Origin of the sequence: Spongiimicrobium sp. 3-5 (genome assembly GCF_046557915.1) — a bacterium.
Classification (GTDB): domain Bacteria; phylum Bacteroidota; class Bacteroidia; order Flavobacteriales; family Flavobacteriaceae; genus JBHEBG01.
On record NZ_JBHEBG010000002.1, the window covers coordinates 484435 to 506354 of the forward strand.

The following is a 21920-nucleotide window of genomic DNA, read 5'->3' on the forward strand; positions in this document are numbered from 1 at the left end:
ACATCAATTTTGCAAAACTAGCGGATTTTTATACTTAAACGAAATATTACAGCAGAAATTGAAAATTAATTACAGGTATCAATCCAGAATATCCAGTGTTCGAGAAAAGCGCTCTGCATGGGACCACCCCTGTTCTTGGGTAGTTAGATAAATTTTAACGATTCTTTCCTTAAAACCAGTTAATAGCCCATTAACGGATATGTAATGTACTGCTTCATCAAAAGAATTCAACATACTTTTGTAAAATGCTTCTGGAACATTTTTGTTCATGGAATACGATTGCGCTATTTCCATATTGTACAACATAATATCAGCGACCAAATGAGGCTCAACCCCGAGCTTGGCAAAATGTTTAATATACTTTTGGGCCACAGAACGCCTAGCTTTGGGTTTCCTTCGCTTTACCGGAAAATACTCGTTTGAAATTTTAATTTTCGCTTCCTGTATCAGTTTTTCCTCTTTGGGGTTAAAAACAAAGTTGTAATACTCCTTAACCACAGGAAACCGCTCATAAAGATCCATTAACTGGATTTCCAACTCTTTTTTCTTTAATTCCGAAACATATTTCTTCAAAGCTCTTTTGCTCATACACCATTCTGATTGATTATAAACGGATATCGCTTTTGGGATTACCAAATACCCTTACCAAAAATACTATATGTAAGTGTAATACTTATGGGATTTTAAGCCCATTTTTGAAAAGATTTTCCTCTTAATAAAATGGGTATAAGTATGTCTTAGGTTATTTGGATAATCCATAATAAAGATGTATAATGAGAGTTTATACAACAACTAAATCCAAGCGTAATATATGAGGCAATTAAAGATTATCAAGCAGGTGACCAATAGGGAGTCCAAATCGTTGGATAAGTATTTGCAAGATATCAGTAAAATAGAATTAATTACCGCCAATGAGGAAGTTGAATTGGCACAAAAAATAAGAACAGGAGACCAAGCGGCACTGGAAAAACTTACAAACGCAAATCTTAGGTTTGTAGTATCCGTTGCCAAACAATATCAAAACCAAGGCTTAAAGCTTCCGGATTTGATCAATGAAGGAAACGTAGGTTTGGTAAAAGCTGCCAAACGTTTCGATGAGACTAGAGGTTTTAAATTCATTTCCTATGCCGTTTGGTGGATTCGTCAGTCCATTCTCCAGGCATTGGCAGAACAATCGCGTGTGGTACGCTTGCCGTTGAATAAAATTGGTTCTATCAATAAGATAAAGAAAACCTTCTCCTATCTAGAACAAGCTCATGAACGACCTCCTTCTGCCGAAGAAATTGCCAAGGAATTGGAAATGACGGTTTCCGAGGTAAAACAGTCCATTAAAAACTCGGGAAGGCACGTTTCTATGGATGCCCCATTAAAAGAGGGGGAAGATTCCAATTTGTATGACGTTATGAGGGCAGGCGAATCTCCCAAGCCAGATATGCAGTTAATGCAGCAGTCATTGAATACGGAGATCAACAGGGCATTGGAAACGCTATCGCCTAGAGAGGCAGATGTGGTAAAGCTTTATTATGGCATTGGGGATCAACAGTCCATGACCCTTGCCGAAATTGGGCAGACATTTGATCTTACCAGGGAGCGGGTTCGGCAAATTCGGGAGAAAGCCATCCGTAAGCTTAGACATAACTCGCGCAGTAAATTACTAAAGACCTATTTGGGATAATTATTGCGATTATTAAAAATTACAAATACAAAAAAGGAACTTACTAGCCGTAAGCTCCTTTTTCATTTTAGTTTATTTGCCTTTGTAACTATGAATAGTTCAATCTACTAATATCATAGTCCACTAGGATTTCATTTAAATCTTCGATAAAATTCAAATAAGCTACATTGTCGTGATTATGTCTTGCCATAGTTTGGGGGGTTTTATAAAAGCAGCCAGACCGGACTAAATATAGTCCAGTTCAGCTAACTCATTTAAACTTAAAATTTCATTTAATTCTTGAAGGAACGTTAGGTATTCCTCTCCGTAGGTATCATATAACATGGTAAGCTTTGGTTTTAATTGTTGAGACTTGGGATCCAATAATTATATAGTAAACATATTCAATCTCTTTAGCTATAACAACAAAATGTGGTGTATATTGTCTTTTTTGTTGTAAACCTATCCAATTGTAGAGGTCAACGACCTAAATCAGAACTTGGTCTGATAGTTTATTCCGGCCGTTACAGCCCAGAAAAAGGTACCTTCATCGAATACCAGTTCTTGCCGGTTAAGCCCCAAATGAGCTCTATATATGTTGGGCCTGTCCTTTGGGGTAAATTGATACTCCAAAAGTATTTGTTGCGATTCTATATACAGCAAACTTTCCGCAAGAAGTACGTCATCTACAAGTAGTTGTTTTAACTCCGGGGCATTGCCATAAACCAGATTTATTCCAAAGTAGTTCTCCCCATCCCTTAGATATTTTCGTGCCAAGAGGCTACCCGAGAAACTGGTTGGGTTGTCCGATCTTGGAGTGATATAGGGCCGCATCGAAAAATAGTAATTGCCCCTGTACAACCCCAAAGAACCCGTGAATATAGTAGCCTTACTGTCCGTAAAATCCAAATACCTTGCACCTAGGGAAGCTTCGATGGATTTGGGTAGATTGGCGTATAACTCTGCCCCTATCCTATGATTTGGAAAAATTGATGCATCGGAATATCCGTAGTTAAGATAACCATAGAAGGTCTTTGAAAATTTGGGATATAGATCTACCTCGTATTGCAAACCATTTAAATCAAATCGGTTGCTATAGTTTATACGCGGTATAGCACTGCCATAGCGAGTATCTCGTCTATATTCCAAACTAGAATTGAACATAGGTTCATATACTATATCAAAAACCTCAAATGCATTTGTTAAGCCTACCCTGTTTTTAAACGTCTTTATTTCTAAGGAATCCCTGATGGCTAGGGACAGGGCAGCTTGCCCCTTATCAATTTCCAATAGTACCTTATTTCTTAGCTGAAGCAGATCCGTATCTCCCTGCAGGTATTTTAGCCCTTTATTTACCAGACCTAAAGCCGTTGGATAGTTCTTTGCGTATATTTCGTTTTTCACTGCCGCAATCCATACCGCTTTATTATCCCTTACCGTTGATGTAATCTTGTTGAACTCTTTTCTAGCTTCCGTATATTCCCCGTCCCAGCTGTAGGTTTTTGCAAGCAATTCCCTGACATCTGTATAATTGGGATATGTGGTTAAAATGTGTTTAAGGGTATCCCTGGCCTTAATGCGATTATTATCGAACGCCAAATCCCTTGCGATTAAAAAGGAAGCATCGGGATCACCTGCATATGCCACCTCCTGAGCAAGCAAAGGGGCTGTCATTAACCAAAGTAGTAAACCAATAAGCAACTTATCTATCTTCATTTTAAAGATCGGACTCCAATAGAGTCGCTGTTTTTTGATTTTCTCCTGAATCTATTTTATTAAAGGGAGCATCCTTACCTAGTTTTAGGTACACCCTATCCATTTTATTTTTTATATCCCGATTGTCCATGCCGTTACGCCTAATGAGGTCGTATAAAACGAGGGCCTGACTATGCTTGTCCGACCAAAAGTAAACATCGAGCAAGGCGCTATAGCAGTCTGAATACATAGGATATTTCCGAACCGTTTCCTTTAAAATGGTAATGGCTTCCCCATAATTACCTTGCCAGGCGTGCACTCTACCCATTAGCACTTCTGTATCGGCATGGCCCGGGATCTTGGAAAGAACATATCTACAAAGTAACAACGCGCGGTCCGGATCATTGTCCAAGGCCAAACTCCTAGCTGTTTTATAGGCATTATCAAAATCCTCACCGTTAAACACACTATTTATCCATATCATTTCCTGTTTGCTAAAACTATCGTCCAACTTGGTGAAGGAGCTAAGGGCCTTAGGAATAATCTTATTATTTGTGGTTGCATATTTGTTGGCGCCTTTGAAATATTTAAAGTTTTTCTTTATTTCCTCTGTTGGGACATTGTCATCGGTTTCTAAAAGTTCTAGCTGTTTGTTTAGGGTAAAAAGCTTGCCGCTAGATAAGAAGTAACTACCCTGTATATAATCTCTTATATTATTTTTACCTCGAAATAATGGAATCTCTTTTTTCGGCTCAAAAATAGGGTTGTTTGTTAGTCCGGTACCCAACCACGACACCTTTGAAGGTAGTTTAAGTCTGTATTTTTGGTGAAGCAGGGCAATTACGGAAGGCATTATATCTAAATGCGAGGCCAATGTGTAAATTTGTTTTGGGGACTTCACCAAAGGGCTGTAAACTAAAAGTGGCACACGGTAACGGCCTAATTCATTGTCGTGGGGAAGATCGTTTAAACTATGACTCCCGGTAATCACGAAAATGGTATTCTTAAATCTTGGCCTTTTCTTATAACTTCCCAAAAAGCTTTTTATGGATTCATCGGCGTACAATACACTTGCAAATATTTCTTTGTTCCGATCTATTAGTTTTAATGAACGCTTGGTTAACCGAGCCTTGGAGGTAATATCTTCTACTTTTTTGATATAACTTTTCTGATTGGGTATTAAAAATGGCCTTTTGGTACTTTGCGTAAGAAACACTTCCAATTTTGGACCCTGATCTAAACCGGGTAAATTTTGCCACTTTCTAAACAACTCCATATCTGGATAACCAAGGGAAATGCCGGCGGCATCTTCTTCTTGTATTTTAAAATGTGGCCCAAAGCCTTTTCTGTCCAGGACCTGATCTACCCTTTCCTCGTTCAAGAATTTATCCAAATGCCCTAGGGAGCTATTTCCCCCATAATTAAAGGCGGTGCTGTAACCATTGTTTTTTAGAAGCCCAAATAGCGTGTGCCTATTGGGAAGCTTATCCAATTCTGTAAAGCCGTTCTTACCAAAGGGTAAAGAACCCAATATGGTTGGAATGGAGGCCGTACTTTCGCCAGTGTTGCCCACGAAATTGCTCCAATAAAGTGACTCTTGCATCAAACTATCCATAAAAGGGGTAAATCCTTTATAAGTTGCTTTTTTACCCAAGAACTGGGCACCAAGACCATCTATTACCAAGACCACAATATCTGGTTTTTCGGTTTTCAGCTGTAGCAACTCCCCAAGACTGTCGTTGGGTTCAAAAGCCTTTAAAAATGGATACTCCGCTTTTCCTTCATATTTATTGAAATCAAAAACATCATCTACGATACTCGTTATTAAGTGTTGGGTCTTGTTCTCATTAATGGGCCTTCTATTAGAGTTTAAAGTGGCTAAGAAAAGGCTGAATAAAATAATGGTAAACGGATACATTTTGCTAATAAGATTATATGCCGCTGCTGTAATCTTATGGAAAAAATAGAATAATGGCGCTATAAGTAGCAAGGCCAAGGCCAGAGTTAGCAGCACGTAAAAGGCATTTAAATTTGCACCGGCCAAGGTATAAGCGCTTAATATCTCATAGCGTTGCACATAGTATTCCGTTAAAAGTGCCTCTATTAGCAAAAGCAACAAAAGGGCACCGCTGATTATATTAAAACCCCTACCGGCTTTTTTGTTTTCGAGAAAATTAAAACCAAAAGCGAGGAAAAGAGCCAATAGTGCGGTAAAACCGATATGGTGCAATATGAGGATAAAAAAACTCTTGTTTATAAAACTATCCAGAACACCACTGCTGTAAAGTCTAAGCTGCTGATATAGTGCAAGGATCGTTAGGCTGAGAAAAAATGCAAATACCAACCTAATGAAATCCTTCAAAGGTTTTCTGGGCTTATGGGTCGATATTTTGTTATCTGCTTGCATACTCATTTAAGCTTTGGCAAATCCTTTCCTAGTGATGGTTCCCCAGCCAGATTTTACCTTAAACAGTTTTTTATAATTTCCCCTAACGGCGGCCCATACAATTATGGGATGAAATACAATAGGTTCTATAATTGCACATAACATAAGGGTTAGAATATCTTTGGTTTTGTTGTATTCGTTGTAAGAATACACATCCCAGAGGATGGCATAAAAAGAGAACATTATAGAAAAGGAGTATACCGTAAAAGTTATGGCCACAAAAAATTCCCAGTTTAAGATCCCTAAATAATAGAATAACAAAATGGAGAAAAAACCAAAAAACTCTAACAATGGAGCCATCCATTCATAAAAAAACCAGTAGGGATAGCTAAGCATGCCCAATCTACCATATTTGGGGTTAAAAAACATATCCTTGTGTTTGTGCAAGGTTTCCAAATTACCCCTAGACCAACGATCTCGTTGATTGACAAGTATTTTTAGGCTTTCCGGAACCTCTGTCCAGCATAAGGGATCCGGAATATATTCTACGGTATAAGGCAGTTTACGCTCGTGCATATAGCGGCGCATCTTAAAAACAATTTCCATGTCCTCCCCAACGGTATTTGTATCGTATCCGCCTACGGCTAAGGCTATTTCCCTATCAAAAAAGCCAAAGGCACCAGAAATTATCAAAAGGCTGTCTATGCGGCCCCAGGCCATTCTGCCAAGGATAAAGGACCTTGTGTATTCTAACAATTGAAACTTTGCCAGCCAATTTTTAGGCAAACGGATCTCCTCTAAAGTGCCTCCCCCAATTATACAGGAGTTGGCAACGCGGATAACTCCCCCTACCGCCACCACACGCTTTTTACTTCTTTGGTAAAACGATTTCACCACATGTAAAAGCGCATCGGGCAACAAAAGACAGTCCACATCTATACAACCTACATATTTGTTCTCTGAAAGTTGAATCCCAGTATTTAAAGCATCGGATTTACCACCATTTTCTTTGTCGATCACAGTCAATTTTGAAAAAGACGCCTGTGTGGATTTGTAAATACCTCGTATAGGCTTGGATTTCCAGTCTGGATCTATTTTACGTTCAATCTTTACTAGATCATACGCCAAGATCATTTTCTCTAGGGTATCGTCCTTACTTCCATCATTTACCACCATAACTTCGTAGTTGACATATTTTAAGGAAAGTAGGGAACGTATATTCTCTACAATGTTCATCCCTTCATTATATGCCGGCGCTATTATTGTGATGCCTGGTGCCAAGGGCGATGCCATTATTTTGGAAAGGTCACCAAAACTGTTCTTGTTTTTGTAGTGAATGGAGTTCCGTGTTGACAGATAACCCATGAAACTGAACATGGAAAACAAGACTACGGTAAACATCAAAAAAACAATGTTTATGTATTCCAAAATGATATCGAAAACGCCGCTACCCATTTATTTTACTTAAGATTTTTGTAGGGAGGGCAAGTAGTTGTTCCAGAAATGTATTTTCTGTAGTGACGATCTCTTCTAAGTTGTCCTTAGTTTCGTCGGATGCAGCCGAAAGTTCAAAATCGATATCAAAAACGCCAGATGGTATGGAAGGTTTTATCTCTAGTTCGTCTAACAGAAAGGATACTTCCAATGGCATAAACGCCATATCCACATCATTTTCAGAAGGGGAGCCTTGTTTTTCTGTGTTTGTAGTTTTGGACTGTGACGCTAGGTCCATATCAATGAGCCACGGCATTAAATCGTGCTCATCATCGGACTTGGTCGTAGGTATTTTCGAGTCTACCACGGGTTTTTCGCCCGTAATCTTTTCATATAATATTTGCTTTACTTCAGAGGCTTTATCCCTGATCTGTTCATCGGGATCTTGAAGCAGGCTATCCAAAAATATCATTTCCTTCTGATCTCCCAGTTCGGCAATCTGATCTAACAACATAAGTCTGGAGTTGTTGTCACCCACCATGAACAAAGGTTTAAATACGCTGCAACTCTTTAAATCTTCTAAATTAAGTAAGGTATCTTCCGTTGTTAATCTATATTTTTCTCCCGTTATTTTGTTCAATACTTCCATGGCATTATCTCTTAACGGTATATTTTTCTCATGGGCAATTATTTCCTTTAACAAAGGCACTTCCCTTTTGTCTCCTGCATCGCCAATAGTGTCTAGCAATAATATTTTATTGGTTAGGTCTTTATCAAAGTATAATTTCCTAAAGACACTTTTGGTCTCGGGATAGTCGTTGCCGTTTGTAGCTATGGGAAGATTTGGTTCTTGCTCATCATCGACTTCGGTTGCTGGTGAAAAATCGAACTCAGGACATGTTATTTCATCATAATTTTGCGAGGTACCTATTTCATCGTGTTCCAATGCATGCACTTCTTTAAAAGCTACTTCAAAATTTGGTAGGTTATCCGTTGCTGAATCAAAACTCTCGCAAGTCTGTTCATCCATACAATCCACAACTAGGGGCAGAAAATCTAGTTCAATAGCTACCTCTTCATCATTTTCCATTTCTGGCAGCATTTCAAATTCCATGATGATTTCATCCATGGTTTGTTTAACGGAAGTATCCAATACCTCTTCTGCGAAGACTTCTAAATGGGTAATGGTATCCGTTGTTTCTATTTCTGCTGCGGATTCTTCTTGGTAGCTTACTTCGGGTTCCTCTTCTTTCGAGTCTGAAAGTATTATGGACTCCTGATTCACTGTTTCAACTACCATCGGTGACTCGTCTTCCACAAGAATAGATGCTTCTTCAGATTCCGTGTTATTTTCTGTGGAGGTGGCTTCTAGAGTTAAAGCTTCTTCTTCCCAAGAAACTGTATCCAAATGCCTATCCATTCCTTCCACGGGCATCACATGTTCTGGTGAAATACTATTAATTGAGCCTAAAGCTTTACTTTTAATTATGAAGTTCGTTTCTTTCTTTTCAACCAATTGTAGAAAAGTTAAGTCTTGTTCATCTCCCAATGCGGCCACCGTATCCAAAATGAGTAGTTTTATATCTACCCGGCATTTCCAAAACACATTTTTTAGGGTATCCAAGGCTTCCTTAACGCAAAATTCCTTAATACAATTGATGGCCTCCGTCTTTATTTGATCATTTTTATGTTTTACCAGTTGGGTAATGGACGCGTTGGCATCGTTTTGCTTGTAATATTTTATTAACCTAAGGGCGAACAATACTACATCCCTGTTTTTAGAGGTTAGCCATACTTTAAACCTGGGAGGATTAAAATCCTCAAAATTTCTAATAACATCGAGCAATTTTAATTGTTGCCATTCCGAAATTCTATAGCGCGTAGAGTCTAAAAAAAAGTTGATCCCTTCGTGCTTAAGGGTAACTGTTGCAATTTCTGCCTGTTTGCGAATAGTGCTACGTTTGTCGTTAAGGAACCGAGTAATAAAGGGATAAGAATCTAGTACTTGCATTTTGGTTAGTTCCAAGATACCTTTGGAGACCACCTCCCAACGCCAACTTCTAAGTTTTAGATAGGCATCCTGATGTAATCCTAGATCTTGGTACAGCTTAAAAAGTCTTTTCAGGGTATCTCCAGACACATCTTTTTGGAGATCTAACAGTATCTCGGCTAAAAGACGTCGTGTAAAAGCGTCCCTAATAAGTTCCCTCACTTCTACCTTAAGGTTTATATAATTGCTTTTTTCCTGTTTGGAGGCATTCTCTTCATAGAAGAGGAAATCGCCCAGCATAAAGGCCAACGCTTTCTTTTTTTCGATCGTTTTCTTAGAATTCCTAAAAAACCTGTTTCTGAAGAAAAAAACAAAAAGTAGGTAAACCCCGGCCAAGCCTACAAACAAGGAAGTAAGATCCCAAAGAAGATCGGTGTTTATCCTTGGGGCGTCCAATAAGGCATATCCCTTATATGTAAGGCTTGTTATTTTCACAGTTTACACTTTGTTTAACTCGCGCTCTACCCGTACTATCAGTTCAGAGGGACTTACGGGTTTGGATACAAAATCATTGGCACCAAGTTTAAAAGCACTCAATACATTTTCTTCATTACCGGCGGTAGACAAAATGATTATAGGTATTTGGCTGTTTAGTTCATTTCTAACAAAATCAATGAGCTCAATTCCCGAGAAATAGGGCATCATAATATCGCTCACAATAATATCGGGTACATTGGACGCTAAGTATTCCTTTACTTCCTTACCGTCATGGGCATGGCTTACTTTGTAACCGCCCTTTTCCAATCTATAGTGAAGCAAAGAAGCCAAGAGCTCATCGTCTTCCGCCAACAAAAGCGTTTTTTTGTCCATTATTTCTTAATTCTTCCCCAATTTCTCTAATTCGGCATTAATGGCCGTTTCCACTATAGGATACTCTTCCAGAAAGCAACCGTATAAAAATTCCAAATGCCTTGCGTCCTTGTCCGTGCGACTTACGTTATATATTTCTGCGGCCAATTTGTGCAAACTAAATGCGCCCATCATAGCCAAGCCGGATTTTACTTTATGTGCGGCAAATTCTATCTCCTCCATGTTTTTATTGTTGAGATGGAGCCTAACTTTACCTATAAACTCCAATACATTTTGCTTGTATAACACTACCAACTCTTCTAAAAGGATCATTTCTCCCTGACATTCTTTTAAAATGTTGGCGAGGTTTACTTTTGAGGTCTTATGGGCATCAACAACAGGTTGTTCCATAGGTTCGGCTTCAATGGCATAGATGGAATCCATGTCCTTTTTACTCTTGATCAGTTTTTGAAGCAATTCCTCCGGACTGTAAGGTTTTAAAATGTAATCGTTTATTCCGCTAACCGCGAACTGCTCCTCGTCCCTAATTGTAAAATCGGCCGTGAGCGCTATTATCGGGACGTTTTTAACGGATTTATTGGTACTATGCCTTATGCGTTCGGAGACTTCAAATCCGTTCATAACGGGCATGCGCAAATCCATAAGAACCATATCTATTTTATGGTTTTCCAATACATTCAAGCCGTACAGGGCATTGTCCGTAATATGCACCCTACATCCCCAGGTTCTGAGTCTCTGCTCAATAAGCCTTTGGTTTAAAAGGTTGTCCTCAAAAACCAAGATTCGCATGCCCTTTACCAAAGCCTTATTGGCTTCCATGGTAACGGCAGGCTTATTTTGTTCTGGTTTATACGAACCAGAACCTTGCTCAAAGGGCAGTACAAACTTAAATGTGGTTCCCACGCCCAATTTGCTGGAAACGCTAATATTTCCGTTTAGGTTTTCTATAATTTGCTTAACGATACTGAGACCCAATCCGGATCCTCCGTACTTTTTATGTGTAGTAAATTCGGCTTGCCTAAAAGATTCGAAAATGTTCTTCAAGTTATCTTCCGAAATACCTATTCCGGTATCGCTTATCTCAAATTCCAAAAGAAAATTTCCTGCGGGTTGGCCTTTCTTTCTTACCCGAAGGCTAATGCTTCCCTCTTCAACAAATTTTATCGCATTACCCAAAAGATTTAGCAATACCTGAGATAATTTGGACGGATCTCCTTTCAAAACTTCGGGTATGTCCTCTTCCATATCTACCTTAAGCGTTACATTTTTGTCCACTATAAGCGTATTGCACAGGTACATTACATCTTTAACGATGCGATAAAAATTGAAATCAACAGATTCGAAATGCTCTAAACCGATCCTAAGTTTGGAATATTCCAAAAGCTCGTTAATAATTTCCAAGAGTGTACGGGAAGCGGACTGTATGGCATCTACCTGATTCTTCTGCGCACCACTGAGCTGACTTTCCTTCAAAAGGTCCGTAAACCCTATGATACCGTTTAGGGGAGTACGCATTTCATGGCTTACTGTTGCAATAAGCATACCACTGGTCTTATCTAATTTCGCCTTATTGTGATCATCGGTTTCTTTATCGGTACGGATCGGTTCTCTTCCTATCGTGCTTTTATGGATAGTTGAAATTTGAACAGGTTCTCCGAAAACTTTTCCTTCTAGATTTGTTTTAAAGGCGTGAAAAGAATTTTTAAGACTAGAAGCCTCATCAGTGGTCAGTTCTTCAAAGGAAAAATCATTGAGTTTGGCTTCCAAATGGGATAAGTGAACGAGTAGGTCTTTGGGTTTCAATTGGCTTTAGATTTGAGTCGATTTATAAAACAGAAAATAAACTATTGCTTAGTTTCCTTAACATTCTGGTTGTTATAGGATTAAAACTCCTCATTTCAAGCCCCCTATGCAATTAAATGTTACCTACCCTTCGTTTTATGTTGTCAAAATGCTTTATTTGTAGGTATAATTAGAACCACTATGAAACGAGCTACCCTTTTTTTATCTACGCTAATCCTATTGTCCTGTGGAGAGCAGGCAAAAAAAGACAATGAAACCATGGAACAGAAAGCGCAACGAATTCATGAAAAGGTGATTACTTTGGACACCCATAACGATATAAATGTTAAAAATTTTACGGATAGTATAAACTATTCCCAAAACCTGGATACCCAAGTAAATCTTCCCAAGATGAAGGCGGGAGGTTTGGATGTTAGCTGGCTTATTGTTTATACCGGACAGGATTCTTTAAACGCTGAAGGATATGCAAAGGCCAAAGAGAATGCCATGGCCAAATTTAAGGCCATTCATCGCCTTTGTGAGGAATTTGCACCTAACGAGATGGCATTGGCCCTTACCTCCGATGATGTACGCAATATTCATGCTCAGGGCAAGAAGGTAGCCATGATCGGGGTGGAGAATGCCTATCCAATTGGATTGGATATTTCCAATTTTGAAAAATACCACGAAATGGGCGCTCGTTATGTTTCTTTGTCCCATAACGGCCACAGCCAATTTAGCGATTCCAACACTGGGGAAGAAGATGATATTTGGTTACATAATGGTTTAAGTGAACTAGGCAAAGATGCTGTAAAAGAGATGAATAGACTTGGAATAATGATTGATATTTCTCATCCGTCCAAGGAGGCAATATTACAAACGATAGCACTTTCCAAAGCACCTGTAATAGCATCGCATTCATCTGCACGCGCCCTTTGTGATCATAGCAGAAACCTGGATGATGAGATGCTATTGCTCTTAAAGGAAAATGGCGGCGTGGTACAGACGGTAGCATTTAGTGCTTATTTGAACACGGAGAAGCATAATCAACGGGCCGCTTATATGAAGACAGTGCACCAAAAGGTGGCAGATTCCCTAAACATTGAATGGCACGAACGTTCTGCCCTTGGCACACTTAATGATCAGCAGAAAGAAGCTTATTTGGAGAATTACCCCAAAGTACTCAGCATTGCCGAGGATTTGATAAAGAACCGCGAGGATGTGCCTGCCGCTGTAAATGTTAGCGATTTTGTAGACCATATCGATTATATGGTAAAACTCATAGGGCTGGAACATGTGGGTATAAGCTCGGACTTTGACGGTGGTGGTGGCATTGAAGGCTGGTCCGATGCTTCCGAAACGTTCAATGTAACCTTAGAATTGGTTAAAAGAGGGTATTCAGAAGAGGAAATTGCGAAACTATGGGGAGGCAATTTATTACGTGTCCTAGACGAAGTTCAGGCCTTTGCCGCCTCTTCCTCGGGGTCCTAACCCCTAAACTAAACACTTTTCTTGATGCAACTTAGCTATATGGATTTCAGAAATTTAATGACTGCTTCCCAATAGCCCTCATGGTCCCCAAATTTTTCCCATAAAGCCCTTGAACCATGGTTGCCTGGGGTTTTCGGTAAGTAATATTGCTTGCCGGGAGCTGATATGACTTTAAAAATTGATTCCCAGTTTTTATGTTCGTTTTTGGCCGAAGTGATAAAAACCGGAGCCGTAATGTTCTTGGCACTTTGGGTTATGAAATCTTTGGACTCAAAATATTCTCCGGGTGCAAAAGATAAGACCCCGTTAATTGAATCTGGATGATCACCCGCGAATTTCAAAACAAGGGCAGAGGAATAAGAACTTCCCCAAAGAATTATCTTTTTAGGTTTAAACGCAGTTTTTACATAGTCCACCGACGCTTCAATATCTGGAAATGCGTTGGCATATTTTGTAGATTTGCCTTCTGTTTCGGCCTGCTCGTGGGTTTCATTTTTAACTCCGTTTACCGCTCCGCCAGATCTAAGGTCAACAGCCAAACAACTGTAGCCCATAGCATTTAGTTTTGGAGCTATTTCGGTATACTCTCCCCTGCTCCAACCTGCTTGGTGAAATAATAGGATATAGGTGCTTGCCCCATCTTTTTTATAATGATCTGCAGTTATTTTCAACCCATCGCCCGATTCAAATTTTATTGTTTCCTGGGCTTGAGCCGAAATGTAGGCAAAGGTAGCTATAGCCATTGACACCATTAATCTCATAATCGATATGTTTAGAAAATAAAAGTAACCATTAAAGGAATGGCAACCGCAGTGGTAGATAATTTAACATAAAATTAAAACTCTTTCGCAAAATATGTTAAGTTTTAAATAAACTTTTCTTAATTCCTTTTTAGGTAAAGCCTTAAAAAAATACATTTAGGAAACCTAACTCAACTTCGCATGCAAACTATCGTTAAATATTTCATTGCTTTCCTCCTATCCATTTTTTCGCATATTATTCTTGCACAGTCGTCAGATGAACAGGCCATTAGACAGGCTGCGGTAGATTATATGGAAAGTTACTATAGCAGTAACCAATCGCAAATGGAAAATGCCATTCACCATGAAGTTGCCAAAAGGCACGTTGTTGAGCGCGAAGGCTTTCAGCTTTTACAAAATATGGGGTATACGGAATTGGTGTCGCTTACCAAATTGGATGGTAAAAAATATGCCCAACTACCCGATGAACCACTGAAAGTAAATGTTGAAATTTTAGATATAGATGGTAAAATAGCTAGTATAAAAGCAGGTACAAATCAATACGACTTCTACGACTATATGCATCTGGCCAAAATGGACGGTCAGTGGAAAATTGTAAATGTTTTGTGGGACCAAAAGCAAAAGAACTAGCATATTATGGAGACAACTTACCAAACTTCTACCCGTTCCGATTCTTATTTCACCGTATTCAAGGTTCCCGAATGGCGAGCTAACTTATACAAATTCTTATCGGTTAGTATATGGGGCAATCTACCAAGTAACATACAAAAGAAGATTTCCGCTTCTTATGCATCTGCCTATGAAAAACCATATTCTAAGTGGATGATAAGACCTTACATAAAAGTCAACTATCGGGATAAGGACTATTTAAGTAGGTTTAAGCCACCACATGGGAAAAAAACTTTTGATTGCTTCCAAGATTTTTTTATTAGGGAGTTTAAGGCCACCCCAGAGAATAGCAGTCCGCATGTATGGCCATGCGAGGGCCTACTTTGCGATGAAGGCAAGGTAGGGCAAATAGCTACCAGCAAAGTAAAATCTGATGAACGTACGGTTGCAACCATTTTTGGAGTAGATGAAGCCGTAATCCCCGATAACTATAGTTTCACCAATGTTTTTTTACATAACAAGAATTACCATCGAATACATGCGCCTATTTCCGGGTATATTTCCCGTATTCAACATGTCCCAGGGGATTTAGTTGTGCTAAGGCCCTGGATATATAAGCAGAACCCATCCTTACCGGCTTTTAGGAACGAGCGATATAATATTGATATCACCGACGAAGAGGGCAAGGTATGGTATTTGTCCATAGTAGGTGGCCCGGCCGTTGGTACAATAGCTTTGCCCAAAAAGATTGCCCTAGGGGAGCATGTAGAGAAATTACAGGAAATAGCACTTTTTTATTTAGGATCTACCTGCTGTATGGCAGCACCGAAAAGTCCAAAATTCCATTCCAAAAATACATTTGTAGAAGTAGGCGATAGTTATTAGAAAAGCTCTTTTGGTTTTACCAGCGTCTTAGGAATCACCAAATCAACGGGTAATACATCATTTATTTTTTCAATGAAGTAAGCCGATAACAAGGGGGATTCCAATTCTAGATTTTGGTGAACAAAAAAATGAATGTTCCGAAGTCCTTGATCGTACCAAATCTTTAATCGTTTGCACCAATCATCCAATCGGTCATAATCACTTTCGTGGTTTGCACCAACATAACGGACAAAGGCTTCATTGTTGCTGAGTCTCATATGCATAAGATCTCTTCTCCCTGCTGTATCTACTAAAACATTGGCAATGGAATTGCTTTCTAAAAGATGATATAACTCTTGGGAAACAACCGGATCACTGAACCATTCCGCATGCCTAAATTCCATGGCCAGCGAAAACTCCTTAGGCCAATATTCCACAAATCGTACTACCCTATCCCAATTCTTAGGGCCAAAATTTCCATGGAGCTGCAAGAAAATAGTGCCCAGTTTTTCCTTTAAATTGGCGGTAACCTCCAAATACCTATCCACTGTGGGGTATACCTGATCGTTAAGCCTACGTAAATGGCTAATTTCGTTGGCGATCTTTGGAAAAAATTTAAAATGAGGAGGCGTTTTCTCATACCACTTTTGATATTGCTCAGCAGGAAAAATTCTATAGAAGGTAGCATTTAACTCTATGCTGTTGAATTGGGATGCGTAATAGACAAGTTCATCTTTAGTTCCTCTGGGATAAAAGTTTTTTAGATCTTGCCTGTTCCATTTGGCGCATCCGATATATACCTGTAAGGGCTGGTCTTTCGCGTTATGTTTTGTAAGTACCACCTCGGTATCGGGGTGATCTGGTGGAATGGTAAAATCTATTAATTCCGGATGTTCTACTTTTCCAAATTTCATAGGTTTCTATCTCTCGTTACGTATAATTTATAAAATTAGGCATTATGTTCCATAAGACCATTTTTGGTTGAAATTATATGTTCATAACCACGTTAAAAACTAATTTACAACCATTGAAGGCCCGTTTCGGAAACATTTATCTTTATATAAACCAGTATGCAATGAACGACAGGTCTCGAAACCTGCTGCAAATTAGGCCGCAGATTCCTTCCGCAAGGGTTAGTGACGATATGAGCGATGATGAACAATTTCAGAACAGAACGCTCCGTCCGGTAATTAAACTTCAAAATTTTTTATTGATCGCAGCCTTTCGCAATTATATTGTGAAACATAAAAACGCCTTTCACGAGATGTCTCTGGAGAAGCGGATGGAGTACGTGGAAAATGCCATCCAGAAAGACATCAAATTCCGTAATTCATTAAAAGGAATGATTATAGGCCAGTTTACCGTAGAGGAATACGAGGCCTACATCACAAATTCGTCTTCGCTAAACAAGCGCATGATGAATATGGTAATTGACCGTGTAAAAGATCAGATCCTATTGTTAGAAAAACCAATGCTAGTCTAATAAGGACTCTCCGTTAAGGTTTGTGGTAAGTACATCGCTCATTAGATCAAAATACGGGCGTATTGCTTTAAAAGATTGATCCAATTCGTCTATAAAATCTGGCGATAATACCTCCTTATCCGAAAAATTACGAACAAAAATAAATTGCTTCTTTTTTATAAGATCTATATTGGGATGTTCTTTATCGAATCCCTTGGGTGCCGTTTTTACTTCATCACCCTCCATATTGCCCCAAATCTGTTTAAAGGATTTAGCATTGATTATCCCTCGGATTTCGGAAGCGTCCAATTCAAATTCTTTTCTAATCCTAAAAAGATCTTCTTTGTTTGGTTCCCAAAACCCGGTAGCTATAAAAGTTTCCTTGGGTTTAACTCGAAGGTAATATCCACCCCGTAACCTGGCCCCTGCCCTAGAAAAAGACCCGGCAAAATGTGGCTTGTAAGGTGTTTTATCGTTAGAAAAACGAACATCCCTATAAATACGGAACATCTTCATCTTCTCAATATCATCGTGGATTTTAAGATTTTCCATTACCTGCTGAAAAAACATTTTTACTTCAGATTCATAAGCCTTAAATTCTTTCTTATGGTCTGTAAACCATTCCCTGGTATTGTTGTTTTTAAGGTCGGTTAAAAAAGCGAATATCTCCTTGGTGATCACTGATTGCTGCATATTCTCTATTAATGGGTCAATTTTAAGCTAAAGTTAACCATTTTGGATAATGGCCTTCTAAATTATTGGTTAATTTTGAGTCTTTAAGTCAAATTACAATGGACAAAGAAACTATTATAAAAAAAATAAAACAGCATAAAAAACAACCCAACCTTAGATTTCAACTAAAGGAAAAGGTAGAGCTGTTTACCAATAAGCTTTTTTATACGCTTTTTGATATAGAAACTCCAGTAGAGGAAAATTTGGACCGTTTGGCAGAAGAATTTGATGCCTTAACCAACCTGGCCTGCTGGGAAATGGAGAAACCTTGTAATAAAGTTTGGGAAAATTATGTTTCTAAATTACCGTCGGTATTGGAGAAACTAAACTTAGATGCCGAGGCCATTGTTAATTGCGATCCTGCTTCGCTTTCCATTGAGGAGGTTTATATGGCCTATCCTGGTTTCTATGCCATTGCCATTTACCGCTTGGCACATGAATTATACCAGGAAGGTTTTCCTATGGTACCAAGGTTAATGACGGAGTATGCACATAGGCAGACCGGGGTTGATATAAATCCGGGTGCGCGTATCGGAAAATCTTTTTTCATCGATCATGCCACGGGTGTTGTTATCGGTGAGACAGCGGTTATAAAGGATAATGTAAAACTATACCAAGGGGTAACCTTGGGTGCGCTTTATGTGGCAAAAAGCCTTCAGCGTGTAAAAAGGCACCCCACTATAGAGGATAACGTTACCATTTATGCCAATGCAACTATTTTAGGTGGTGATACCGTTATTGGGGAAAATTCGGTGATTGGTGGTAATGCATGGTTAACAGCATCAGTCCCTGCAAACTCTACCGTGTTCCATACTCCGGAAATAAAAATTAAAACCCTCCCGCATGTCTCATAGCATTTTGGACCTGGTTGGTAATACACCCATGGTACGTTGCAAGGTTTTGAATACAAACCCGAACGTGAAACTATTTTTTAAGTTAGAAGGTCATAACCCTGGAGGCAGCGTTAAAGATAGGGCGGCCTTGAACATGATAAAAAATGGTTTGGAAAGAGGCGACATCAATACAAGCTCTAAATTAATTGAGGCAACAAGCGGTAATACAGGTATCGCTTTAGCCATGATTGCAGGTATTTATGGACTGGATATTGAGCTGGTGATGCCAGAGAATTCCACTAAGGAAAGGGTACAGACCATGAGGGCCTATGGTGCCAAGGTAACCCTTACTTCTTCGGATATAGGGATTGAGGGCGCCCGCGATTATGCCGAGGCCAAAGTAAAGAATGAAGGGTATGTAATGCTCAACCAATTTGCCAATAATGATAATTGGGGAGCACACTACAAGAGTACAGCTCCTGAAATTTGGAGAGATACCGATCAATCCATAACCCATTTTGTTTCCTCCATGGGCACCACGGGGACCATTATGGGGACATCTACGTTTTTGAAAGAAAAGAATAAAGAGATACAGATTGTTGGAGTGCAACCCACAGAAGGGTCACGGATTCCTGGTATCCGAAAATGGCCAGAAGAATACCTTCCCAAAATATTTGATGCCTCCAAAGTTGATCAAATCTTTGAGGTTAGTGAAGCTGAGGCAAAAACCATGGCCAAAAAACTGGCAACAGAAGAAGGAATATTTTCTGGGATGAGCAGCGGAGGGGCCGCCGTGGTAGCACTACGCTTGGCCAATACTCTAAAAGAAGGGGTCATTGTGTCTATTGTATGCGACCGCGGAGATAGGTACTTATCTTCGGACCTATTTGACTAGTTGGTTTTCAATATCTCATCGATACCATTTAAATAGGTGTCAAACTGTATGAGGTTATTATGTTCACCCCCCTTGATAGTGAACATTTTCTTTTGGTTATTTGAAATGGAATCAAAAAGACGTTTTCCGGAGTCGTAGGGTACCACATTATCATCAGTGCCATGAAAGATAGTGATCGGGCAAGTTACTCTAGTGACAAAATCATAGGACGGTATCTTGTATTTCAGCAACCACGATACCGGTAAAAAGGGAAATCGATCTTTGGCCACATCCAACAGACTGTAGTATGGGGTTTCCATAATAAGTTGTGCCGGTACATTTTTAGAGGCCAATTGTGCGGCGATTCCACTTCCCAAAGACCTCCCATATAAGATAATTTGGTCTTCCCCGTAGTTTTCCAAAACGTAGTCGTAAAAAAGTTGGGCGTCGGTATATAAAGCTTTTTCACTAAGCTTGCCCGTACTTTTTCCATAGGTACGGTAGTCCATAACTACCACATCGTAATTCTTGTCAACAAAGAAACCGGCAATGTCCCCCCAACGCGAAAGATCACCGGCGTTTCCATGAAAGTACAAAAGAACACCTTTGGGGTGGTTATTCTGAAAATGGATGGCATTGAGTTTTGCACCATCGGAACCGGACAAAAAGACCTCTTTAAAAGGTTGAGGAAAATCATAACTGTGATTGCTGGACAATTGTGTAGGTAAAAAAATCAGTTTTTCTTGGAAAAAATATAGCATAGTGATTATGGATGCAAAAAAAAGAATCGTAAATGCAATCGTTTTCTTAAGCCTTTGCATTGCTTCTTTTTGACGAATGTTTTACGTTGATGCTAGACCCCTCCAAACTAATTGCCTTTGGTTTTGTGGTAATGATTTCGTTTAGCATCTTATGGTAAGCCTCAAAGGTATTCAAATTTTTATGTCCTCCTCCAATTACAGTGTAAAGTCTGGTGGTCTTAGGTTTTATTTTTGAGAGTTTTACACTTGTTTTATAAGGAATGAGCTTGTCATCCGTGCCATGAATGATGTGTATGGGACAGTTTACATATTTTAACCATTTATAGGTGGGCATGGGAAATTTTATAAGCAATGATAAAGGCATGAAGGGTATATACTTTTTTGCCACTTTACTTAAACTGTAATACGGGGCATCCAAAATAAGCATCCTAGGATTATTCATAGATGCAAGTTTGGCAGCAAAACCAGATCCAAGAGAACGCCCATAAAGAATTATGTATTTTTCGGCCACACTCTCCCTTAATTTATTATAAACTACCTGCAAATCCCTTTTAATTGCCTTTTGGGTTCTTCTACCCGTACTCTTGCCAAACCCCCTATAATCTATCATAAGGACATCATAACCATGGCGGGTAAAATCTACGGCAAATTTACCCCATCCTTTTATACTCTTGGAATTTCCCTTCAGATAGAATACCACACCCCTGGGGTTCTTCGCCTTAAATCTAAGGCCATTGATTGTGGCGCCATCCCTTGTCTCAATATTATACTCCTCTATTTCCTGATTGTCATAATGGAACTGAAAGTCCTTGGGTAATTTTTCGGGTTTAAACATCAGAAAGTCCTGCAAAAAGTATAGCAGTAAACTAATTGCAAGGTATACACCAAATACTAAGAGCAAAATATAGAGCCAATATTGCATTCCGGTACATTTATTTCCAATGTACAAAAAATAATAGTATGCATCGTTATCGGAAATCTACACGGTTCAACAGTAAGCCCGATCCGGGTGCTACAAATGTCATTTCAATATTGGAATTTGGCAATAGGGACGCTTCAATATCGGAGAAACCAAGTATTCCTTGCCCTACTTGGATTAGGGCGCCCATAATCATTCTAATTTGATAGCGCATAAACCCCGTGCCTTCCACATGAAGGGCGTAGCTGGTTTCCGGAAAAAAATTGGCCTTTAGCAAATCGTTCTTCAAAATTTCACAACGATTTATAGTTCTTACATTGTTTACCTGCGCTCGTACTCTAGAGGTATATGCCTTAAAATCATGGGTACCAACAAACAAATTAGTTGCTTCCATCATGGCTTCCAAATCTAGAACATCTATAATATTGGCCAAGAAAGGTGCGCAGAACGGATGGTTCTTTTCCCCAAACGAAAAAAGATATATGTACTCTTTTAATTTGCTATGCTGTATTACATTAAAATCCTCATTTACGGTCTTAATTGCGGTAACCCTAATATCTGGTGGTAAATTTCTGTTGAACAAGGCAAGAAAATCAGTTGGATCGGAAATTTGGTGCCCTTCCAAAAACAGCTCAAATGCCGTATCCAAGGCAGATACCTTTGCATCTGTTCTACCCGAGCCTAAAATTTTATAAACAGATTCATCGGGCAATATAAAGCCCAACGTTTTAGAAAGCATGCCCTCTATTGTTTTTAGGCCAGGTTGCTTTTGCCATCCGCTATATCTGAAACCCAAAAACTGA

20 protein-coding genes are annotated in these 21920 nt (G+C 39.3%); 7 read left to right on the forward strand and 13 right to left on the reverse strand.

The genetic code is table 11. The features are described 5' to 3' along the window. Positions 1–78: 78 nt before the first annotated feature. Positions 79–588 (reverse strand): DUF6155 family protein, encoded by a 510-nt coding sequence (locus ACEQ81_RS10275; RefSeq protein WP_411030798.1) that lies wholly within the window; start codon positions 586–588, stop codon positions 79–81. A 223-nt stretch (positions 589–811) separates the two neighbouring features. On the opposite strand from ACEQ81_RS10275, the gene ACEQ81_RS10280 reads away from it, so the two are divergent. Continuing rightward, entirely contained in the window at positions 812–1675 is an 864-nt protein-coding gene (locus tag ACEQ81_RS10280; RefSeq protein WP_411030799.1) for an RNA polymerase sigma factor RpoD/SigA, read from the forward strand. 471 nt (positions 1676–2146) lie between these two features. On the opposite strand, the gene ACEQ81_RS10285 is transcribed toward ACEQ81_RS10280, so the two are convergent. The 6 genes from ACEQ81_RS10285 to ACEQ81_RS10310 are packed head-to-tail and all read right to left on the reverse strand — an operon-like array spanning position 2147 to position 11832. Then, a complete protein-coding gene (locus ACEQ81_RS10285; protein WP_411030800.1) occupies positions 2147–3328 on the reverse strand; it encodes a YaiO family outer membrane beta-barrel protein in 1182 nt (393 codons plus the stop codon). Between the two features lie 43 nt (positions 3329–3371). Further along, on the reverse strand, positions 3372–5756 hold the full coding sequence (locus ACEQ81_RS10290) for a sulfatase-like hydrolase/transferase (RefSeq protein WP_411030801.1): 2385 nt from the start codon (positions 5754–5756) through the stop codon (positions 3372–3374). A gap of 6 nt (positions 5757–5762) precedes the next feature. Next, entirely contained in the window at positions 5763–7190 is a 1428-nt protein-coding gene (locus ACEQ81_RS10295) for a glycosyltransferase family 2 protein (RefSeq protein ID WP_411030802.1), read from the reverse strand. Then, on the reverse strand, positions 7183–9654 hold the full coding sequence (locus ACEQ81_RS10300; protein WP_411030803.1) for a hypothetical protein: 2472 nt from the start codon (positions 9652–9654) through the stop codon (positions 7183–7185). Before ACEQ81_RS10300 ends, ACEQ81_RS10295 begins: the two co-directional genes overlap by 8 nt. Positions 9655–9657: 3 nt before the next feature. Further along, on the reverse strand, positions 9658–10029 hold the full coding sequence (locus ACEQ81_RS10305) for a response regulator transcription factor (protein WP_411030804.1): 372 nt from the start codon (positions 10027–10029) through the stop codon (positions 9658–9660). Between the two features lie 6 nt (positions 10030–10035). Further along, positions 10036–11832 carry an ATP-binding protein gene (locus tag ACEQ81_RS10310; RefSeq protein WP_411030805.1) on the reverse strand — a complete coding sequence of 599 codons (1797 nt, stop codon included), beginning with the start codon at positions 11830–11832 and terminating at the stop codon, positions 10036–10038. A gap of 180 nt (positions 11833–12012) precedes the next feature. Here ACEQ81_RS10310 and ACEQ81_RS10315 point away from each other — a divergent pair, with 180 nt between their 5' ends. Beyond that, a complete protein-coding gene (locus ACEQ81_RS10315; protein ID WP_411030806.1) occupies positions 12013–13302 on the forward strand; it encodes a dipeptidase in 1290 nt (429 codons plus the stop codon). 35 nt (positions 13303–13337) lie between these two features. Here ACEQ81_RS10315 and ACEQ81_RS10320 read toward each other — a convergent pair whose 3' ends face one another. Next, on the reverse strand, positions 13338–14063 hold the full coding sequence (locus ACEQ81_RS10320) for an alpha/beta hydrolase (protein ID WP_411030807.1): 726 nt from the start codon (positions 14061–14063) through the stop codon (positions 13338–13340). 180 nt (positions 14064–14243) lie between these two features. Here ACEQ81_RS10320 and ACEQ81_RS10325 point away from each other — a divergent pair, with 180 nt between their 5' ends. Both ACEQ81_RS10325 and ACEQ81_RS10330 read left to right on the forward strand, forming a co-directional pair. After that, a complete protein-coding gene (locus ACEQ81_RS10325) occupies positions 14244–14693 on the forward strand; it encodes a nuclear transport factor 2 family protein (RefSeq protein WP_411030808.1) in 450 nt (149 codons plus the stop codon). Between the two features lie 6 nt (positions 14694–14699). Further along, on the forward strand, positions 14700–15557 hold the full coding sequence (locus tag ACEQ81_RS10330; RefSeq protein WP_411030809.1) for a phosphatidylserine decarboxylase: 858 nt from the start codon (positions 14700–14702) through the stop codon (positions 15555–15557). Here ACEQ81_RS10330 and ACEQ81_RS10335 read toward each other — a convergent pair. Continuing rightward, positions 15554–16450: a DUF72 domain-containing protein gene (locus tag ACEQ81_RS10335; RefSeq protein WP_411030810.1), complete on the reverse strand. Its 897-nt coding sequence runs from the start codon at positions 16448–16450 to the stop codon at positions 15554–15556. The genes ACEQ81_RS10330 and ACEQ81_RS10335 overlap by 4 nt on opposite strands. A 161-nt stretch (positions 16451–16611) precedes the next feature. On the opposite strand from ACEQ81_RS10335, the gene ACEQ81_RS10340 reads away from it, so the two are divergent. Further along, positions 16612–17019, forward strand: a complete 408-nt coding sequence (locus ACEQ81_RS10340) for a glyoxalase (RefSeq protein WP_411030811.1) — start codon at positions 16612–16614, stop codon at positions 17017–17019. Here ACEQ81_RS10340 and ACEQ81_RS10345 read toward each other — a convergent pair. Beyond that, on the reverse strand, positions 17011–17691 hold the full coding sequence (locus tag ACEQ81_RS10345) for a DUF2461 domain-containing protein (protein ID WP_411030812.1): 681 nt from the start codon (positions 17689–17691) through the stop codon (positions 17011–17013). The genes ACEQ81_RS10340 and ACEQ81_RS10345 overlap by 9 nt on opposite strands. Before the next feature lie 98 nt (positions 17692–17789). On the opposite strand from ACEQ81_RS10345, the gene epsC reads away from it, so the two are divergent. Further along, complete coding sequence (epsC, locus tag ACEQ81_RS10350) at positions 17790–18584, forward strand: serine O-acetyltransferase EpsC (protein ID WP_411030813.1); 795 nt, start codon at positions 17790–17792, stop codon at positions 18582–18584. Continuing rightward, positions 18574–19458 (forward strand): cysteine synthase CysM, encoded by an 885-nt coding sequence (gene cysM, locus ACEQ81_RS10355; RefSeq protein ID WP_411030814.1) that lies wholly within the window; start codon positions 18574–18576, stop codon positions 19456–19458. The genes epsC and cysM overlap by 11 nt, the downstream gene beginning before the upstream one ends. Here the strand turns inward: cysM and ACEQ81_RS10360 are convergent. The 3 genes from ACEQ81_RS10360 to ACEQ81_RS10370 all read right to left on the reverse strand — a co-directional run bounded on the left by ACEQ81_RS10360 (position 19455) and on the right by ACEQ81_RS10370 (position 21856). After that, positions 19455–20153 carry an alpha/beta hydrolase gene (locus ACEQ81_RS10360; RefSeq protein ID WP_411030815.1) on the reverse strand — a complete coding sequence of 233 codons (699 nt, stop codon included), beginning with the start codon at positions 20151–20153 and terminating at the stop codon, positions 19455–19457. The two genes, cysM and ACEQ81_RS10360, sit on opposite strands and share 4 nt — an antisense overlap. A 91-nt stretch (positions 20154–20244) precedes the next feature. Beyond that, entirely contained in the window at positions 20245–21120 is an 876-nt protein-coding gene (locus tag ACEQ81_RS10365; RefSeq protein ID WP_411030816.1) for an alpha/beta hydrolase, read from the reverse strand. Between the two features lie 46 nt (positions 21121–21166). Continuing rightward, entirely contained in the window at positions 21167–21856 is a 690-nt protein-coding gene (locus tag ACEQ81_RS10370) for a tRNA pseudouridine(38-40) synthase TruA (RefSeq protein WP_411030817.1), read from the reverse strand. Between the last annotated feature and the right edge of the window lie 64 nt (positions 21857–21920).

What these genes read in the sequence shown, in the direction of transcription:
- ACEQ81_RS10275 (WP_411030798.1), bottom strand. Translation starts at nt 588, where the DNA reads ATGAGCAAAAGAGCTTTGAAGAAATATGTTTCGGAATTAAAGAAAAAA.
- ACEQ81_RS10280 (WP_411030799.1), top strand. Translation starts at nt 812, where the DNA reads ATGAGGCAATTAAAGATTATCAAGCAGGTGACCAATAGGGAGTCCAAA.
- ACEQ81_RS10285 (WP_411030800.1), bottom strand. Translation starts at nt 3,328, where the DNA reads ATGACAGCCCCTTTGCTTGCTCAGGAGGTGGCATATGCAGGTGATCCC.
- ACEQ81_RS10290 (WP_411030801.1), bottom strand. Translation starts at nt 5,756, where the DNA reads ATGCAAGCAGATAACAAAATATCGACCCATAAGCCCAGAAAACCTTTG.
- ACEQ81_RS10295 (WP_411030802.1), bottom strand. Translation starts at nt 7,190, where the DNA reads ATGGGTAGCGGCGTTTTCGATATCATTTTGGAATACATAAACATTGTT.
- ACEQ81_RS10305 (WP_411030804.1), bottom strand. Translation starts at nt 10,029, where the DNA reads ATGGACAAAAAAACGCTTTTGTTGGCGGAAGACGATGAGCTCTTGGCT.
- ACEQ81_RS10315 (WP_411030806.1), top strand. Translation starts at nt 12,013, where the DNA reads ATGAAACGAGCTACCCTTTTTTTATCTACGCTAATCCTATTGTCCTGT.
- ACEQ81_RS10320 (WP_411030807.1), bottom strand. Translation starts at nt 14,063, where the DNA reads ATGAGATTAATGGTGTCAATGGCTATAGCTACCTTTGCCTACATTTCG.
- ACEQ81_RS10325 (WP_411030808.1), top strand. Translation starts at nt 14,244, where the DNA reads ATGCAAACTATCGTTAAATATTTCATTGCTTTCCTCCTATCCATTTTT.
- ACEQ81_RS10330 (WP_411030809.1), top strand. Translation starts at nt 14,700, where the DNA reads ATGGAGACAACTTACCAAACTTCTACCCGTTCCGATTCTTATTTCACC.
- ACEQ81_RS10335 (WP_411030810.1), bottom strand. Translation starts at nt 16,450, where the DNA reads ATGAAATTTGGAAAAGTAGAACATCCGGAATTAATAGATTTTACCATT.
- ACEQ81_RS10340 (WP_411030811.1), top strand. Translation starts at nt 16,612, where the DNA reads ATGAACGACAGGTCTCGAAACCTGCTGCAAATTAGGCCGCAGATTCCT.
- ACEQ81_RS10345 (WP_411030812.1), bottom strand. Translation starts at nt 17,691, where the DNA reads ATGCAGCAATCAGTGATCACCAAGGAGATATTCGCTTTTTTAACCGAC.
- epsC (WP_411030813.1), top strand. Translation starts at nt 17,790, where the DNA reads ATGGACAAAGAAACTATTATAAAAAAAATAAAACAGCATAAAAAACAA.
- cysM (WP_411030814.1), top strand. Translation starts at nt 18,574, where the DNA reads ATGTCTCATAGCATTTTGGACCTGGTTGGTAATACACCCATGGTACGT.
- ACEQ81_RS10365 (WP_411030816.1), bottom strand. Translation starts at nt 21,120, where the DNA reads ATGCAATATTGGCTCTATATTTTGCTCTTAGTATTTGGTGTATACCTT.
- ACEQ81_RS10370 (WP_411030817.1), bottom strand. Translation starts at nt 21,856, where the DNA reads ATGCTTTCTAAAACGTTGGGCTTTATATTGCCCGATGAATCTGTTTAT.